General features: G+C 35.8%; 21 protein-coding genes and 1 pseudogene. 17 read left to right on the top strand and 5 right to left on the bottom strand.

Annotated features, from left to right (window positions below; translation table 11 throughout):
• Positions 1–41: 41 nt before the first annotated feature.
• The 6 genes and pseudogenes from OWR28_RS11415 to OWR28_RS11390 all read left to right on the top strand — a co-directional run bounded on the left by OWR28_RS11415 (position 42) and on the right by OWR28_RS11390 (position 5,116).
• Positions 42–1,361 (top strand): BspA family leucine-rich repeat surface protein, encoded by a 1,320-nt coding sequence (locus OWR28_RS11415; protein WP_332386701.1) that lies wholly within the window; start codon positions 42–44, stop codon positions 1,359–1,361.
• Positions 1,358–1,534, top strand: coding sequence for a T9SS type A sorting domain-containing protein (locus OWR28_RS11410; RefSeq protein WP_332386700.1), 177 nt, complete (start codon positions 1,358–1,360; stop codon positions 1,532–1,534). The genes OWR28_RS11415 and OWR28_RS11410 overlap by 4 nt, the downstream gene beginning before the upstream one ends.
• 326 nt (positions 1,535–1,860) lie before the next feature.
• Positions 1,861–2,612: pseudogene (locus OWR28_RS11405) on the top strand (DUF2625 domain-containing protein).
• Between the two features lie 189 nt (positions 2,613–2,801).
• A complete protein-coding gene (locus OWR28_RS11400) occupies positions 2,802–3,692 on the top strand; it encodes a hypothetical protein (RefSeq protein WP_332386698.1) in 891 nt (296 codons plus the stop codon).
• Between the two features lie 467 nt (positions 3,693–4,159).
• Positions 4,160–4,537 carry a TPR end-of-group domain-containing protein gene (locus tag OWR28_RS11395; RefSeq protein ID WP_332386697.1) on the top strand — a complete coding sequence of 126 codons (378 nt, stop codon included), beginning with the start codon at positions 4,160–4,162 and terminating at the stop codon, positions 4,535–4,537.
• Positions 4,538–4,639: 102 nt separating this feature from the next.
• The gene (locus tag OWR28_RS11390) at positions 4,640–5,116 is read left to right on the top strand and encodes a DUF6624 domain-containing protein (RefSeq protein ID WP_332386696.1); all 477 of its coding nucleotides are present in this window, start codon (positions 4,640–4,642) and stop codon (positions 5,114–5,116) included.
• A 361-nt stretch (positions 5,117–5,477) separates the two neighbouring features.
• Here the strand turns inward: OWR28_RS11390 and OWR28_RS11385 are convergent, their stop codons facing one another.
• Both OWR28_RS11385 and OWR28_RS11380 read right to left on the bottom strand, forming a co-directional pair.
• Entirely contained in the window at positions 5,478–5,849 is a 372-nt protein-coding gene (locus tag OWR28_RS11385) for a hypothetical protein (protein WP_332386695.1), read from the bottom strand.
• 27 nt (positions 5,850–5,876) lie between these two features.
• Positions 5,877–6,431: an SMI1/KNR4 family protein gene (locus OWR28_RS11380; RefSeq protein ID WP_332386694.1), complete on the bottom strand. Its 555-nt coding sequence runs from the start codon at positions 6,429–6,431 to the stop codon at positions 5,877–5,879.
• Positions 6,432–6,530: 99 nt separating this feature from the next.
• Here OWR28_RS11380 and OWR28_RS11375 point away from each other — a divergent pair, with 99 nt between their 5' ends.
• Entirely contained in the window at positions 6,531–6,692 is a 162-nt protein-coding gene (locus OWR28_RS11375) for a hypothetical protein (protein WP_332386693.1), read from the top strand.
• Positions 6,693–6,720: 28 nt separating this feature from the next.
• A complete protein-coding gene (locus OWR28_RS11370; protein WP_332386692.1) occupies positions 6,721–6,924 on the top strand; it encodes a VOC family protein in 204 nt (67 codons plus the stop codon).
• 272 nt (positions 6,925–7,196) lie between these two features.
• Here OWR28_RS11370 and OWR28_RS11365 read toward each other — a convergent pair whose 3' ends face one another.
• Complete coding sequence (locus OWR28_RS11365) at positions 7,197–7,853, bottom strand: YdcF family protein (protein ID WP_332386691.1); 657 nt, start codon at positions 7,851–7,853, stop codon at positions 7,197–7,199.
• Between the two features lie 731 nt (positions 7,854–8,584).
• On the opposite strand from OWR28_RS11365, the gene OWR28_RS11360 reads away from it, so the two are divergent.
• Entirely contained in the window at positions 8,585–8,872 is a 288-nt protein-coding gene (locus OWR28_RS11360; protein WP_332386690.1) for a hypothetical protein, read from the top strand.
• 5 nt (positions 8,873–8,877) lie between these two features.
• Positions 8,878–9,348: a class I SAM-dependent methyltransferase gene (locus tag OWR28_RS11355; RefSeq protein WP_332387448.1), complete on the top strand. Its 471-nt coding sequence runs from the start codon at positions 8,878–8,880 to the stop codon at positions 9,346–9,348.
• A 186-nt stretch (positions 9,349–9,534) separates the two neighbouring features.
• Here OWR28_RS11355 and OWR28_RS11350 read toward each other — a convergent pair whose 3' ends face one another.
• Positions 9,535–9,765, bottom strand: a complete 231-nt coding sequence (locus OWR28_RS11350) for a SymE family type I addiction module toxin (protein WP_332386689.1) — start codon at positions 9,763–9,765, stop codon at positions 9,535–9,537.
• A gap of 150 nt (positions 9,766–9,915) precedes the next feature.
• On the opposite strand from OWR28_RS11350, the gene OWR28_RS11345 reads away from it, so the two are divergent.
• The 6 genes from OWR28_RS11345 to OWR28_RS11320 all read left to right on the top strand — a co-directional run bounded on the left by OWR28_RS11345 (position 9,916) and on the right by OWR28_RS11320 (position 13,296).
• Positions 9,916–10,338: a helix-turn-helix transcriptional regulator gene (locus OWR28_RS11345; RefSeq protein ID WP_332386688.1), complete on the top strand. Its 423-nt coding sequence runs from the start codon at positions 9,916–9,918 to the stop codon at positions 10,336–10,338.
• A gap of 175 nt (positions 10,339–10,513) precedes the next feature.
• Complete coding sequence (locus tag OWR28_RS11340) at positions 10,514–10,840, top strand: metalloregulator ArsR/SmtB family transcription factor (protein WP_332386687.1); 327 nt, start codon at positions 10,514–10,516, stop codon at positions 10,838–10,840.
• 176 nt (positions 10,841–11,016) lie between these two features.
• The gene (locus tag OWR28_RS11335) at positions 11,017–11,481 is read left to right on the top strand and encodes an SRPBCC domain-containing protein (protein ID WP_332386686.1); all 465 of its coding nucleotides are present in this window, start codon (positions 11,017–11,019) and stop codon (positions 11,479–11,481) included.
• 133 nt (positions 11,482–11,614) lie between these two features.
• A complete protein-coding gene (locus tag OWR28_RS11330; RefSeq protein ID WP_332387447.1) occupies positions 11,615–12,202 on the top strand; it encodes a DUF1801 domain-containing protein in 588 nt (195 codons plus the stop codon).
• A gap of 17 nt (positions 12,203–12,219) precedes the next feature.
• Complete coding sequence (locus tag OWR28_RS11325; protein ID WP_332386685.1) at positions 12,220–12,618, top strand: DoxX family protein; 399 nt, start codon at positions 12,220–12,222, stop codon at positions 12,616–12,618.
• A 123-nt stretch (positions 12,619–12,741) separates the two neighbouring features.
• Positions 12,742–13,296, top strand: a complete 555-nt coding sequence (locus OWR28_RS11320; RefSeq protein ID WP_332386684.1) for a DUF4256 domain-containing protein — start codon at positions 12,742–12,744, stop codon at positions 13,294–13,296.
• Positions 13,297–13,329: 33 nt separating this feature from the next.
• Here OWR28_RS11320 and OWR28_RS11315 read toward each other — a convergent pair whose 3' ends face one another.
• Entirely contained in the window at positions 13,330–14,289 is a 960-nt protein-coding gene (locus tag OWR28_RS11315; protein ID WP_332386683.1) for a hypothetical protein, read from the bottom strand.
• A gap of 158 nt (positions 14,290–14,447) precedes the next feature.
• Between OWR28_RS11315 and OWR28_RS11310 the strand changes: the two genes are divergently transcribed.
• Positions 14,448–14,948, top strand: coding sequence for a hypothetical protein (locus OWR28_RS11310; protein WP_332386682.1), 501 nt, complete (start codon positions 14,448–14,450; stop codon positions 14,946–14,948).
• Positions 14,949–14,986: the final 38 nt, after the last annotated feature.

The raw sequence follows: 14,986 nt of genomic DNA, 5'->3' as shown, positions 1-14,986 counted from the left end.
TTACTTAACCCAATTTTAACCTTAAAACAACTTTTTAAATTATGTGTAAAAAACAACTAATAATCATTTTTCTCCTTTTATTTTGCATTTCCTACGCGCAGAATGAATTTACTACCATCTGGAAACCCAATGCAAACGGCATCATTGATCATTCAATAAAATTCGGCGGCACAGGAACCGATTATACCATTTACTGGGAAGAAGTAGGATATCCTGAGCATAACGGGATGTTTGATTATGTAACCTCTAGCAGCAATGAACCTTTACTCATATATTTTGGCCCATCATTCCATCCAGATCCTCTTCAGGCCACTTACGAATTAAAAGTATCCAGTGGTAACGGATTATTTTACGGTTTCAGGGCCAATACCGATATCATGCCTCCAGGTGGAAATCAGGAACTCATAGAACTCAGCCAGTGGGGAAATACGACATGGCTTCAGCAATTCGACAGAGCATTCGCCAACTGTCCCAATCTTAACGTAACGGCTGCAGATACTCCTGATTTGACACAGATAACCAGTTTATCACAAATGTTCCTTAACTGTTCATCTTTGACAGGCCATACTTCATTTTCTTACTGGAATCCATTCCGTATTACGGACATGAGCGGTATGTTCAGCGGAGCGACACTGTTTAATCAGAATATCGGAAACTGGGATACCTCAAAAGTAACCAATTTTAGCGGCATGTTTTCTTCTGCCTCTTCTTTCAATCAGGATATTTCAGCATGGAACACAACATCCGGAACTGATTTCTCCTCCATGTTTGCAGATGCCATAGCTTTCAACCAGCCATTAAGTTCATGGAATACAGAAAATGCGACCAATTTTCGCTATACATTCTATAATGCGGCAGCATTTAATCAGCCACTTGATAACTGGAATACAGGTAAAGTAACAGATTTTGAGCATATGTTTGAAAATGCAGTATCATTCAATCAGCCCATCGGAAACTGGGATGTAAGTAAGGTTGATTATTTCGCCGGATTTAATATGTTTGCAGGTGCTTCGCATTTTGACCAGGATATTTCTGCGTGGAATACCAAGCTTCAGAACTTCAGCTGGAATTCAATCTATTTCGGATTTAAAAATGTGGGCTTATCATGTACGAATTACAGCAATTTTCTCATCGCTCTGAATAATAATCCTACATGGGCGAACTCAACAATAACGTCAGGAACTATAGATGCAGCAGGATTGGTTTATTCTACACCGCAAGCGATGCTGGCCAGAGCCCAGCTGATCAACAAAGGGTTTAATATTATTGGAGATTCCTATATTTCAGGTTGCTTTCTGTCAACAAGAGAAGCTTCCCAAAAACGAAAACTTCCGCTTATCCTAATCCAACGACAGGAGTGATCAATGTGGAATCCTCAGCAGATGAAAATGTTTATTTATATGATAATAACGGTAACCTCATTAAAAATATATTGTTCAGAAAAGGGAAAAATACCGTCGATCTTACTGAATATCCTTCAGGAGACTATATCTTTAAAGGTGATACTTTTTTCAATAAAATTACCAAGCAATAACAGATTAGCCGAAAGATTACCTTTTTAAATTCAGCTCCAAAATCTGCGGATTTTGGAGCTTTAATTCTAAATACAAATAACTGTGTTATATTTGTGTAAACTAAAGAAGAATAACCAATGATAAACTAAAAATTAATGCCAAAGAAATTTCCTACAATAAACAGTACACTTTCGCCCAATGAACCCGGTAAACTTATTTAAGAAAAATATGAACTAAAGAATATTAGACCATATTTTCCTAAATGAAGACCATATAAAAAGTGGGTAATTTAAAATAATGGATTGCTTACAAATTAAAATAAAGTAATTACGCAAAACTGTACAGCATGATAAAATATTTAGCAATTATTATATTATCCTTATTCTCCTTAACAACTTACGGACAAACAAAAATGCTCTCTGTTGATGAATTAATAAATGAAAAAGATCCAGGCTGGATTCTTGTAAAAGAATGGATAGACTCCGCAAAAAATAAAGTGGAAATATTGTCTGTAGATACAAAAAAAGCAAAGGATGCCTTATTTAAAACTCAAGTCACCACAAGATCTCCAATGGGCTCAATTGTTTATATGACAGGGGAATTTTAGTTGATAATGGATGGATAAGAATTCTTGGCTCAGGTAGTGATAAGTTAAACAGGTCATTGCCGGAATGGAACAGAGGAAAAACATTTGAGGATTATGGAAAGCCAATACCATATCTTTTAATTGCCGATGATGCAATAGGAGGCATTTTTATTCTGAATGGTGGCGGACTTGGCAGCGATTTAGGAAAAGTTTATTATTTGGCTCCTGATAATTTGGAATATGAACCTCTCGACCTTACTTACACTGAATTTCTGAATTTTTGCTTTAATAAAAATCTTGATGAATTTTACAATGGATACAGATGGCTAAATTGGAAAAAAGATGTAGCAAAACTTAAAGGAGACCAGGTATTCAGCTTTTATCCTTACTTATGGACGGAACAAGGTAAAGACATCAATACAGTATCAAAAAAGGAAATTTCAATTGAAGAAAATTATAAGCTAATTCTCGAATTTAGAAATAAACTTGGCTTTGATGCAGAGAATAAATAATCGAAATCAGTGAAGATCATAGAGAAACCAGATTAATACAAATAATGAATCTAAGGCAATCATGAACAGATTCTGGGAAGAGAAGAGGAGCAAACTAAAATATTTTTAAAAAGAGTATCAATCTCAAAAAATGATCTAAAATTATGTGCTTAAATGCAGAACTCTTTTCCTTAAAATAAATATTACTAAATGGATACAAAATCTATCAATTTTTCCAATCAAAGAAAGCATAATGCTGTAGTACGTTTCCTGCGTTTGTGTGTTATTTCTTATGTGTACCTTTTTATTTTTACCTCACAGTTTTCACCCTTTGGGGGAGTCTATAAGAGTAGCGTTTTGTGGTTGTGTAAAAATGTTTTTCACCAAAAGCAGGTGAAATATATTGAAATGACCGGCAGTGGCGATACTACATTGGATTATTGGGTAGTGCTTGTAAATGTAGGCTTGGCTGTAATAACTGCAGTCGTTATACTTCTTGCGGATAAAAAACAGCGAACATTTAAAGACTTTCATGGGTTTACGGTAGTAATCGCACGCTATTATGTTGCTATGGTCATGCTTTCGTATGGTTTTGCAAAACTTCACGACGGGCAGTTTCCCGCTAACACAATTGGCAGGCTGGAAGAAAGAGTTGGAGATATGTCGCCAATGGGTGTGGTATGGACCATGATGGGAGCTTCCACTGGTTATACCTTTGTTTCCGGATTGCTGGAAGTTATTGGGGGGCTTTTGCTTCTTTTCAGGAGAACCAAAACTTTTGGCGCACTTTTTTCCATGACGGTGATGATCAATGTGGCACTGTTGAATTTCTTTTATGACGTTCCGGTAAAAATATTTTCCAGCCATATTGTTTTGTTTTGTGTCTTTATTGTAAGCGGTGATGCCATCGCCTTATATCGTTTTTGTACTGCATCAGCCATCGCAATTACGTTTTCAAAAAAGAACATCCGACAAAAAATGGAAGAGAATTACACTTACTACACTCAAATGGCTTGTAATAGCTTTTTTTATATCGAGCTCTTCATCTGCGCTGTTTTATACACCGCCGGCAGTCTCAATGGAAGGGGCATATATTGTTGATCAGTATATTATCAATAACCAGAAAATACCTTGCAATGATTCTCTGGGCTGGAAAAAAATAGTAATCAGTTATCCGGGGCAGACAAATATAATTCTTAATAATGACAGTACTAAAATATTTCAGAGTGTTTTAGATACCGGAAAAAAAACACTTATGCTTCGCAAAACATATGAACAGAACATATATGCCTACCTGCATTACAGTGTTCAAAAAGATAGTATTATTTTTACAGGAAATAAAGGCCGGGATTCTGTGAAAATAAAAACAATAAGAAAGAAAAAGGAAGATTACCCGTTAAAAAAGAGGATTTCATTGGGTTAATGAATATCCGTTCAACAGGTAAGATATATATAAACTTAAATAATTTCAAATAATGGAGTTAAGTCATATAAATTAAACCGACCTAATATGTAAATTTGAAAACAAAATGTAACCATCTAAAACTTAAGAATTAAATACAGAAAAAATGAGAAACACGATTTATACTTTGTTATTATTATTTTTATTCACAGGCATTAATGCTCAGGAATATTCAAAATTAATAAGTGAGGCCGACCAATTATACAGAGCAAAAAATTATAAAATGTCAGCTGATGTATATGATAAAGCTTTTAAAATTGAAAGCGAAAATCCCAGTGACTTATATAATGGCGCATGCTCATCTGCTTTAGCAGGAAATACAAAAAAAGCATTTAAATGGCTGAACCTGTCAATAGATAAAGGCTGGACCAATCTAAAGCACTTAAATTCTGATACTGATTTAGAAAATTTACATTCAAAAAAGGAGTGGGGGAAAACTATTGAAAAGCTAGAAAAAAGTAGCGGCAATAGAAGCCAATTATGACAAACCCCTGCAGGCTGAATTATTGGCAATTCTTGAGGAAGACCAAAAATACAGAATGCAAATGGATGAAACGCAAAAAAATTCGGTCCACAATCTAAGGAAATGAATGACCTTTGGAAAATAACAATGCAGAAAGACTCGCTTAATTTAATAAAAGTAAAGAAAATATTGGATGAAAAAGGCTGGGTTGGTAAAGACAAAGTAGGCGCACAAGCCAACAGTGCATTATTTCTTGTCATTCAACATTCAGATCTGGAAACGCAGAAAAAATATTTGCCGATGATGAAAGAGGCTGTAACAAAAGGAAATGCAAGTCCAGGTTCTTTAGCTTTGTTAATTGACAGAATAGAAATCCGGGAAGGCAGAAAACAAATATACGGAAGTCAGATAGGAATCAATCAGAATAATAAAACTTACTATGTTTTACCTTTAATTGATCCTGACAATGTGGATAAAAGAAGAACAGAAGTTGGATTAGGTCCAATCTCTGACTACGTTAAAAATTGGGATTTGGTTTGGGATGTTGAAAAATACAAAAGTGAATTACCAGAACTAGAAAAATTAAATAAAAATAAATAGAAAATACGACTGTTAACAGCAGTTTGCAAAAATGGCGGATTAAGGTTCCATTTAAAGATTCCTTAATCCGCCATTTCTAAAAACATCAACACAGATAGATGAACAAAAGCTATTCAGGAAAACCAGGAATAGAGTTGATTATTACTTGAAAACCTGATGCAATAATCAAGAACTTAAAAACAATGCAATCTAAGATGTGCTTTGAATCTTTGAAACTAAAATACTATGCAATTTAACATAATATAAATTATAGGACTTTTTATAATAATCCTGAAATAGAGTATTAATCGCCTGAGAATCCCTTATTCTTTACTTTTTTCTTCCAGATATGTTGTAACGGTTTCTGAGAACTCTTCTTGGGTCATGAATCTATCCAGAAAATCTTCCAGTTTTCCCCTGTTTTCAATTTCCTGGAAATATACTTCATGGTCTGTGCTGTAAACGGTCGGATTCGCCTGATCAGGATCTTCTTGTAAAAATGCTGTCCATATGCCTGATCATGATCAGAAAAATAATGTCCCAACAGATTTTCAAAAAATTTCTGCTTATCCCGGTCATAAAGCCCTTTATGGGATTCATAAAATTCATCAATCCCGTACAGCTGCCAGTCTTTATGATAAAGATGATTGCTGAACCTTATATTCTTCCAGTTCTCCGCAAAATTTTCAGAAGCATTGTTAGTCTCCGCATTTCCTCCTAATGCATTGATTTTATAGATGATATTTTTATTCATTATTTTCCATTTATATATTATGTTAAATCACAATAACGGGAAATTTAAAGGATAACCATTTTCTTTCTCCACAGTAAAAAATTCATCTGTATGATCTGCAGATAATCCTTTATAATAATCGTTGAGCTTTCTTAAAAAGTTTTCAAGGCTGGAAGCAATTACATTTCTGTCGGCGTCCCGGTTCCAGAATTCAAGAATCTGACCTTTATTCCCGGTAAAAGTTCCTTCTGAGTCATAACAGATATAGCTTCCGCCACCATTATGAAAGATCGGAATCCAATGGCGGCTCCACCAGTTTTCGAGGTCAAAATCTGTCCCAATCATTGAGGTAAGTTCCTGAGCAGTATCCAGCGCCTGCTCCAACGGCATAAAAATAGAATTGTTCACAAAGGCATCATAAGAGCTACTCTCCTGCTCGTTTTTCCACAGATATAATGTCTTCAAATCCTGAGGAATCCGTATATTATATTTCTCTTCCAGTTTATTTATAGCATTTTCCCCGGATGAATCCTGTAAGCTATTGTAAAAATCAGGTCTTATTCTTTTGAGATGAATATCTAATTCCTGAAGAGTATTTTCCATAATTTTTCATTTACATCTTAAAAATACAAAATCTTGCCACATGACAGTTTGTATGATAGCTAAACATAATATCTTTATCCTAACCAAAATATAAATAATATGAAACCTAAAATGATCTGGGCCAATCTGGCTGTAACCGACCTTGAACGCACACAGAAATTTTATACAGAACTGGGATTCAAGCCTAATAATCCGCACAGTTCCAATGAACTGGTCAGCTTTTTTTCGGAGAAAATGAATTCGTCATCCACTTTTTCTTAAAAAAATCATCGAAAGAAATTTAAATACCATGAACTTTGGAGATCCGCAAAACTCCAACGAAATCATATTTACCCTTTCTGCAGAAAGTAAAGAACAGGTAAACAGTTGGGCCAATGAAGTCAAAAAAGCAGGCGGAACCATCGTCTCAGAACCTGAAAGTTTTGGGGAAAATTATTATGGTTTTGTATTTGCGGATCCTGATGGACACAAGTTTAATGTATTTTTTATGTAGCTTTTAACCCATATTTTCAGATGTTAGACCTGAAAGCATTTTTGCCCATATATCCACTCTATTTTCAGTCAGATAGCATAGTTACTGGTTTGAAAAACAGGGCTTTATTTGGCCTTTCCTATTAATTTATTATAATTTACTGATATACAACATGTTGCAAAACACAGGTTTTCCATTAAAAAAAAGTCAATCAGTTTTAATTACCAGACTGTTTTTAAACAAAACCGGACACTAAAAGTTATTTAAGTGCCCGGTTTTATAATTTCAGGTTGTTATCCATTCAATCCCAAACTGTTATACAACTGCACCTGCCATATTCCCAGGACCTCTTTAAGCATGACAAAAGTAAAAGCAGCATTGTAGCTATTAGGAATCAGCGTAATTTCAGTATCAATAAAATCTGATGCGTTCGGGACAGGATGTAATCCAAATGTCTGAAACAGAGAAACAGATCTTTTCATATGAAAGCCAGAGGTCACCAGATCTATACTGGAAGGAGCCATCTGCTTCAAAATCCCGCTGGAATATTTTGCGTTCTCATACGTGTTCATGCTTTTATCTTCCTTAATAATGTCAGTATCTGCCACTCCCATTCTTTTAAAATTCTCCCGAAATAATTCCGCTTCACTGATACTCCCTCTTCCCTTTCCTGAAATTAATATTTTACAGGATTTATGATCTGTTTTGTATGCATGATACAGCTGGTAGGCCGTTACCATTCTTGAATAAGACATTGTATGCAGCTTTTCTATATGGTCTATATCTACAACCCCTCCGCCCAATACAACAATAACGGGATGCGGAGAAGTAGTATTCCTGACTTCAGAAACATTGAGGTAGCCTTTCTGCAGATATCCTGAAATCAGTTTGCCCAGAAAACCATTTCCTATAAAAATGACCACCAAAACGGCAAATATGCCCATTCCCATTCTCAGTTTTCTATGTTTACTATTTTTTTCATCAGAGCAATGAGCACGATCACAAGAAATAGCAAGAAATAAGGTTCTGTAAAAAGCTGTAAAACACGAAATAAAAGGTCCAGTAGAAATTTCATCTATGATATATTGATTAGTTTTGAAAACATCAGATCCTCAAAGATAAGGCAATTTCCTGAGTAAAGCTTTTCAGTTATATCTCTACAGAATCATCATAATCCATTGACAGCAACAAACCATTAAACTTTATTAGAATAATTTCATCAATTTACCTTTCTGTTTATACAATTATTTTATACATTTGCAATCATCAAACAACACACTTTTTAGTGTGTTAATAAAGAGAAAATTCCTACCCTAATGAAAAAGCAGAAAAGTATTTCCATTTTTATGACCGTACTTCATATATTTTTGGACAGACATTTTTGTAAAGAAAAAACAAAAAATTCCAATTAAATATAAGAGAAGGATTTAATCTTGTGTGTTCGGCCGCCTTTGGCGGCCGAAACTATTCTTCCCGTTCCATCAGGCAAGCAAGCTTGCCTATTCTTAGCTCCCTAAAATAAAGCATCTCAACTATAAAAACTTTGCGTTGAAAAAATAATAACCGTAAATCGTATTATTAAAAAAATTTAAACAGATTTAATTTCAAAATTCATATTATCTCAATACAATATGAATTAAAAAAATTATATTTGTCTTAAACAATTTAACATAATAACGAAATGTCAACAGTTCTTAAAACATTTGTAGCTTATCTTAAAAGACCTGCTCTTTATCCTGAACTGGGCAGAAAGATTATTAAGAATACATTCAACCGGAGAAGTCCGTTTAGAGGAAAATTAAAAACCAATGCCTGGGCCGCATCAATAGCAGTTTCTCAAAAAGAGGCCGTGTCCAGATTGTTTTCTATGGATACTGACGGTTTCAGACAAATATATGCTGATATTCTGGAAAAAGCCGATTCAAAAGAAAAAGAATGCCCTATTAAAATGGGGGTCCCGGTGCATTAGAGCTTATATATTATGCATGTGAATTTACCAAAGCACAAAACGTTCTTGAAACAGGTGTAGCCTATGGATGGTCTTCTTTAGCAATACTGCTTTCGCTTCAAAAAAGAAACGGCACATTGTACAGTTCAGATATGCCTTATCTTGCCCAGGATGGCGATCAGTATGTAGGATATGTTGTCCCGGAAAACCTTAAAAAATATTGGAAGCTGTTCCGTTTTGCAGACAGAGAATCTTTACCTAAAATTTTCAAAGAAGTTTCCTTTTTTGATGTCTTCCACTATGATTCTGATAAAAGCTACTACGGAAGAATGTGGGCTTATCATCAGATTTATAAAAGATTGAGGCCCGGTGCAGTCTTTATCAGTGATGATATTGGTGACAACTCCGCGTATCAGGATTTTTGTAATAAAATGAATATCTCCACTACTGTTGTGGAATACAGCGGAAAATACATCGGCGTTTTTATAAAACAATAGTCATCACAGATCTAAAACTTACATCAAAAAGCAAAATATTTTTTAAACCATTAAGAAGTTATTTAGAAATTAAGAATAGTAAGAGAATATCTAAAGACATTCATTCAGCGTATCTGCATTTAGATTTACTTGACCCCTAATAGTTCTTAAAAACTTAAGCCTCCTTAATGGTTTGAAAAAATACACTCACTCATAATTCATCTCCCTTTCTAAAATAATCTGGTTTCTGCTTACGGTAACCAATATTTTATCTCCCGCCTGAAAACCACATTGCTCTACCCACTTCCCTGCTATTCTTATTTCCGGGAAGTATACTATTTTGCCATACGCCCTTGAAAACGATTTGAGGAAAACCGTAAGGTTACGGCTGTGCAGCTCATTATATTTGCTGCTGTTCATTCTTCTTTTTCTTTTCATCTTTGTTATTTTTTTACAAATCAAGGTATAATAAGAAAGATAAACCATCCGGATAAAGGATATTTTATTCATAAAGAAGGATATTTTAGAATAGTATTTATTTTAAAACAGAGCATTATTTTTTTGTTCTAAAGCTTTATATTTGTTATTATGAGTTACACAGATATGCAAAATAAAAAAATACATCAGGGTAGAAATATAAAGCGTTTCCGCGAAATGCTGGGCATCAAACAGGAAGCCTTAGCTTTTGAACTGGGTGACGACTGGAACCAGAAGAAAATCTCCCTTCTGGAACAAAAAGAAACCGTAGATTCTGATATTCTGGCACAGGTAGCGAAGATTTTGAAAGTTCCTGCGGAAGCGATTGAGAATTTTGATGAGGAATCAGCGATCAATATTATTGCTAATACTTTCCACGATAGTGCTGTTGCCAATACCTTTACTGATGGTGGACAAGCTAATTTTCATTGTACTTTCAATCCTCTTGATAAAATGGTAGAACTTTATGAGCGTATGCTTCAGCAGCAGAAGGAGATGATTGAGAAATTGGAGAGGTTGATTGAGAAAAATTAAATAAAACTATTTTACAGAAACTATATAATCAAGCATTATTTAAATAGAATGGAGAATTTTAAGTTCTCCATTTTTCTTTTAATAGGCAGGTTTTAATTATTTAATCAAAATTTTTCAATAAAAAACTTGCGTAGCTAAATAACTACACATATATTTGTAGTCAAATAACTACACGATGAATTTAAGAAGAGATGTATTTCAGGCGATAGCAGATCCTACGAGACGGTCTATATTGATGTTGGTGGCGGCACAGTCGATGACGGCGGGAGCCATTGCTTCCAATTTTGATACGGCAAGACCTACCGTTTCAAAGCATCTCCAGATCCTTACAGAATGCGAACTGCTGAGATCTGAACAAAACGGCAGAGAAATTATCTATCACCTTAATCCCAATAAAATGAAAGAAATAGCCGATTTTATAGAACCTTTCCGCAAAATGTGGGATGAGAAATTCAACAAGCTGGAAAGTGTGATGAAAGCGTATCAGAATAAAGAGGTGTGATGCGAGGTGGGAGATATGTGTTTCGGGGTTCAAAGTTCCGAGATGGATTGGATAAATGAATTGCAATTTAAAATCTAAAATACCTCGAATTTCTTACTCCGAACCTCGTAAACACAAAAACCCGGATCCAGCACCCGAACCCTCAAACCCTCAAACTTAAACACCAAACTTAAAATATGGAACTTAAAACAAAAATTCACGCAGAAGACGGAAAACAGGAAATCTTCATCACCAGAGAATTTGACCTTCCTGTAGAACTGCTTTTCAAAGCCTATACAGAAGCTGAACTTTTCGAGCAATGGATGGGAACGAAAGTAACCAAATTCGAAAACAAGCAGCACGGAGGTTACCGTTTTGAAACCTTAAATCCTCAGGGCGATGTGGTTTTCAGTGCGAACGGAACCATTCATGACCTTGTTCAGAATGAGAAAATTATAAGAACTTTTCAGATGGAAAACACTCCTTTTCCCGTTCAGATCGAGTTTTTAACATTTGAAAAATTAACAGATACCACCAGTACAATTACCATCCAGACGATTTATAAATCTGTAGATTTCAGAGACCAGCACCTGAAAATGCCATTTGCCCAGGGAATTAATATGGCGCATAACCGTTTGCAGGAGATATTAGGCAGCAGGTAGCAGATTACAGGAAGCAGATAATGTACGAAGAGATGAGAAACGATACGAGATACGGGGTTTGAGGTTTATATACTACCCTGAATAACTCAGAACTCTCCCACTCTAATACCCTCAAACCCTCAAACCCTCAAACATACCACACAATGAATCCAAAAGTGAATTTTTCTTCGAAAAAGCCACACAGTGGAAAGAAGAATTTGAAAAGTTAAGAACAATCGCCCTAAGCACCGAACTGGTAGAAGATTTAAAATGGGGCTGCCCCTGCTATACCTATGAAGGGAAAAACATTTTCCTGATCCACGGTTTTAAGGAATATTGTGCGCTGCTCTTCTTTAAAGGTGCCTTGATGAAAGATCCGGACCATATCCTGATTCAGCAGACTGAAAATGTGCAGGCTGCAAGACAGATCCGCTTTACCGATGTGGAACAAATTAATGATCTGGAAGACATTCTTCGCCAGTATATGTTTGAAGCTGTTGAAATAGAAGAATCAGGCGCTAAAGTGGAAATGAAGAAAACAAAAGAGTTTGAAATGGCTGAAGAGTTTCAGGAGAAGCTGGATCAAGATCCTGCATTACAGGAAGCTTTCAAAGCATTAACTCCCGGAAGGCAAAGGGCTTACCTGCTCTACTTCTCCTCTGCCAAACAGTCCAAAACCCGTGAAACCCGCATTGAAAAATGCATCCCACAAATCATGGACGGAATAGGATTAAATGACTAACTATAAAAAAACAGATCATGAACACACCACAACCCTCAACAAAAAGAACAAAAATCATCTATTGGATATTCACCCTCTGGATGGCTCTGGGAATGGTTTCAACGGCCATTGTCCAGTTAATAAAAAACAAAGATGAACTGGCCAATTTTACCAATCTCGGCTATCCTTCTTACCTGATGACCATCATTGGGGTATGGAAAATACTTGGTGTTATTGCGATTTTAATTCCTAAACGGCTGCTCTTAAAAGAATGGGCTTATGCGGGATTTTTCTTCGTGATGTCCGGCGCTGTCATTTCCCATCTTATCGTTGGTGATACAGCCGGCAGAACTTTTCCGGCAGTGTTATTATTAGTACTGGTCATTGTTTCCTGGTACTTCAGACCTGCAGAAAGGAAAATCACTATCATTGAGTAATCATACTTAAGGTGAAAAAGAAAGAAATTTTATCGAAGATAAAATCTTTGCGCCTTCAACAGTCCTCATTAACAAAACTTGTGTCTTTGCGATTTCCAACAACACTACAAAACAAAATTTGACATGAAAAAGAAACTAACCCCGGAACACATCAACGAGCTGTTAAAAACATTAAAAATCCGTTTTGAAAAAAATATGAACCGTCATAAAGACCTGAAATGGGATAACATCCAGCAAAAATTGGAAGCCAGTCCCGAAAAAATCAGGTCTTTATACGAAATGGAAATTACTGAAGGCGAACCGGACGTTGTAGATTACAATAAAAAAACAGATGAATATTCTTTCGTAGACTGTTCCCCGGAAAGCCCAAAACGCAGAAGCCTGTGCTATGATTATCAGGCCTGGAACGCCAGAAAAGCCAATAAACCGGAAAGCAATGCCGTAGACACCGCTAAAGAAATGGGTATTGAGATTTTGACAGAGGAACAATACCGTCATCTTCAGGAATTGGGAAAATTTGACCAAAAGACTTCAAGCTGGATCAAAACACCGCCACAAATCCGTGAACTTGGAGGGGCTGTTTTCTGCGACAGACGGTACAATACCGTATTTATGTATCACAATGGTGCAGATTCTTATTATGCTGCGAGAGGATTCAGAGGCATATTAAAAGTATAGGCAGAGAATTGGCCCAGCTTTTCATCAGAACAATCAGGAATCTCTCAGCCAGGGAGATTCCACACTCCAGAATATAATTTTTACGCCCAAATAGTTTTCAGCATATTCTGTAAATTCTTCTTTGGTAAAAGGTTTTTGGGTTTTCGGGTTTGTATACGTTAAGGTCGGCTCCTGAACTGCCATAGCTACCAAAGAAAGCTTTCCTTTGTATTGATTGAAAAAAGGATAAGAATTTTTCATCTGTGCGTTTTTATCCGGAACAATATCAGGTCCGCCCAATCCTATATTATTTTGGTAAGCAAAATCAAACAGCCTGGACATGTATTGATGGTCATTTTCCCATTCACAGGGAAAGAAATTAACATACTGCAAAACATGGGATTGACGGAAAGCGCTTCTCGCCAATTTCAGATTTTCCAGTTCAGCCTGAAAATAACGGTCACAGCTGAAACCTGTTTTATCCTTTTTCATTTCTATATCGATGGAGGTCTCCGGAAGATTAATTCCCTGGATCTTTCCGTCAAACTTCTTCGCCAGTTCTGTGATCAGCTTCTGAAACCGTTCCCGCACAGCTGGATTCCATTGCTGGGTTACCCAGCCACTTCCTGTAGGTTTATTTTCCCCGGGATTGTCATATTGAGGTACCAATCCCCCGTTATATTCTTTATCCTTCAATATATAATCAGGAACATATTGTGCCTGTGGCTCAAAAAACCGGTCCTGAAGCTGGATAAATAATTTTTTATTGAGGCTCGTCAGATAATTGAGATCTTTTTCAATAACAGAAAAATCATATACATCTTTCGAGGTTTCCAGTGCTTTCCAGTTATAAACAATCTGGACTCCGCCAATATCTTTACGGGTAATCATCTTTTCAATTCCATGCAGGTCTCCCGAAGAAGTGTAAATATAATTCTGAGGGGTCTGTCCTGTCACAAAATATAAGTTTAAAATAAACAGTCCCAGACCCAACACTTTAGTCAGCTTTTTCATTAAATCAATTTAAAAAAGTAAATCATTTTCCGTGCCTAAAAAAATGCATCATGTTCAAGCCCATTGAAAATTATTCTTATTTATCAACAATATTCTTTAATATATAAATACTATTGCTATTTTTGGAAGACAAAAATTGGATTTTAACAATTGAGGATATGAAAAAATTAATCTTATTGGGCGCTGTGTCAGCTTTTTTAATCAACTGTAATAAAAAAACTGAAGCACCGGCTCCCAAAGCAGCAGCAGATACAATTGCTGCAGAAGAACCTGTAATAGATACGCTTGGTCCAAAATCATTCTGTTATATCGGGGTTACGGGAAAAGACAGTGTTTTTGCTTCTATTGATGATAATTTAGGAACGATCACCGGGAAATTATCTTATAAAAACAGTGAAAAAGACAGTTCAAAAGGAGATGTTACCGGCTTTAAATCAGGAGATACCCTGAAGCTTACTTATGAATTCGATTCTGAAGGCAAGAAAAGCAAAAGAGATATTTACTTCATCCAGAAAGACAATACTTTAACGGAAGGAATTGGTGACCATAAAGAAGAAGACGGGCAATCCAAATATGCTGACGAAAAGAAAATCAGCTATAAAGACGGACAGAAACTCACTACGGCAGACTGCAAAACAGTCAGCAAAGCTTTAAAATAACAAGTGATTATAAATAAAAACAGCCTTCTTTCAAGGCT

The organism is Chryseobacterium sp. 1B4 (assembly GCF_036631475.1).
In the GTDB taxonomy this organism is placed as follows: Bacteria; Bacteroidota; Bacteroidia; order Flavobacteriales; family Weeksellaceae; genus Chryseobacterium.
The sequence above is the reverse complement of the archived record's forward strand: the minus strand, read 5'-3'. Positions and strand labels throughout refer to the sequence as shown.

Excerpts from the sequence above, each read along its gene's own strand:
- OWR28_RS11400 (WP_332386698.1), top strand. The coding sequence starts at position 2,802 with ATGGATACAAAATCTATCAATTTTTCCAATCAAAGAAAGCATAATGCT.
- OWR28_RS11325 (WP_332386685.1), top strand. The coding sequence starts at position 12,220 with ATGAACACACCACAACCCTCAACAAAAAGAACAAAAATCATCTATTGG.
- OWR28_RS11340 (WP_332386687.1), top strand. The coding sequence starts at position 10,514 with ATGAATTTAAGAAGAGATGTATTTCAGGCGATAGCAGATCCTACGAGA.
- OWR28_RS11415 (WP_332386701.1), top strand. The coding sequence starts at position 42 with ATGTGTAAAAAACAACTAATAATCATTTTTCTCCTTTTATTTTGCATT.
- OWR28_RS11315 (WP_332386683.1), bottom strand. The coding sequence starts at position 14,289 with ATGAAAAAGCTGACTAAAGTGTTGGGTCTGGGACTGTTTATTTTAAAC.
- OWR28_RS11395 (WP_332386697.1), top strand. The coding sequence starts at position 4,160 with ATGAGAAACACGATTTATACTTTGTTATTATTATTTTTATTCACAGGC.
- OWR28_RS11350 (WP_332386689.1), bottom strand. The coding sequence starts at position 9,765 with ATGAAAAGAAAAAGAAGAATGAACAGCAGCAAATATAATGAGCTGCAC.
- OWR28_RS11335 (WP_332386686.1), top strand. The coding sequence starts at position 11,017 with ATGGAACTTAAAACAAAAATTCACGCAGAAGACGGAAAACAGGAAATC.
- OWR28_RS11390 (WP_332386696.1), top strand. The coding sequence starts at position 4,640 with ATGAATGACCTTTGGAAAATAACAATGCAGAAAGACTCGCTTAATTTA.
- OWR28_RS11365 (WP_332386691.1), bottom strand. The coding sequence starts at position 7,853 with ATGGGAATGGGCATATTTGCCGTTTTGGTGGTCATTTTTATAGGAAAT.
- OWR28_RS11320 (WP_332386684.1), top strand. The coding sequence starts at position 12,742 with ATGAAAAAGAAACTAACCCCGGAACACATCAACGAGCTGTTAAAAACA.
- OWR28_RS11385 (WP_332386695.1), bottom strand. The coding sequence starts at position 5,849 with ATGAATAAAAATATCATCTATAAAATCAATGCATTAGGAGGAAATGCG.
- OWR28_RS11375 (WP_332386693.1), top strand. The coding sequence starts at position 6,531 with ATGAAACCTAAAATGATCTGGGCCAATCTGGCTGTAACCGACCTTGAA.
- OWR28_RS11345 (WP_332386688.1), top strand. The coding sequence starts at position 9,916 with ATGAGTTACACAGATATGCAAAATAAAAAAATACATCAGGGTAGAAAT.
- OWR28_RS11380 (WP_332386694.1), bottom strand. The coding sequence starts at position 6,431 with ATGGAAAATACTCTTCAGGAATTAGATATTCATCTCAAAAGAATAAGA.
- OWR28_RS11370 (WP_332386692.1), top strand. The coding sequence starts at position 6,721 with ATGAACTTTGGAGATCCGCAAAACTCCAACGAAATCATATTTACCCTT.
- OWR28_RS11310 (WP_332386682.1), top strand. The coding sequence starts at position 14,448 with ATGAAAAAATTAATCTTATTGGGCGCTGTGTCAGCTTTTTTAATCAAC.
- OWR28_RS11360 (WP_332386690.1), top strand. The coding sequence starts at position 8,585 with ATGTCAACAGTTCTTAAAACATTTGTAGCTTATCTTAAAAGACCTGCT.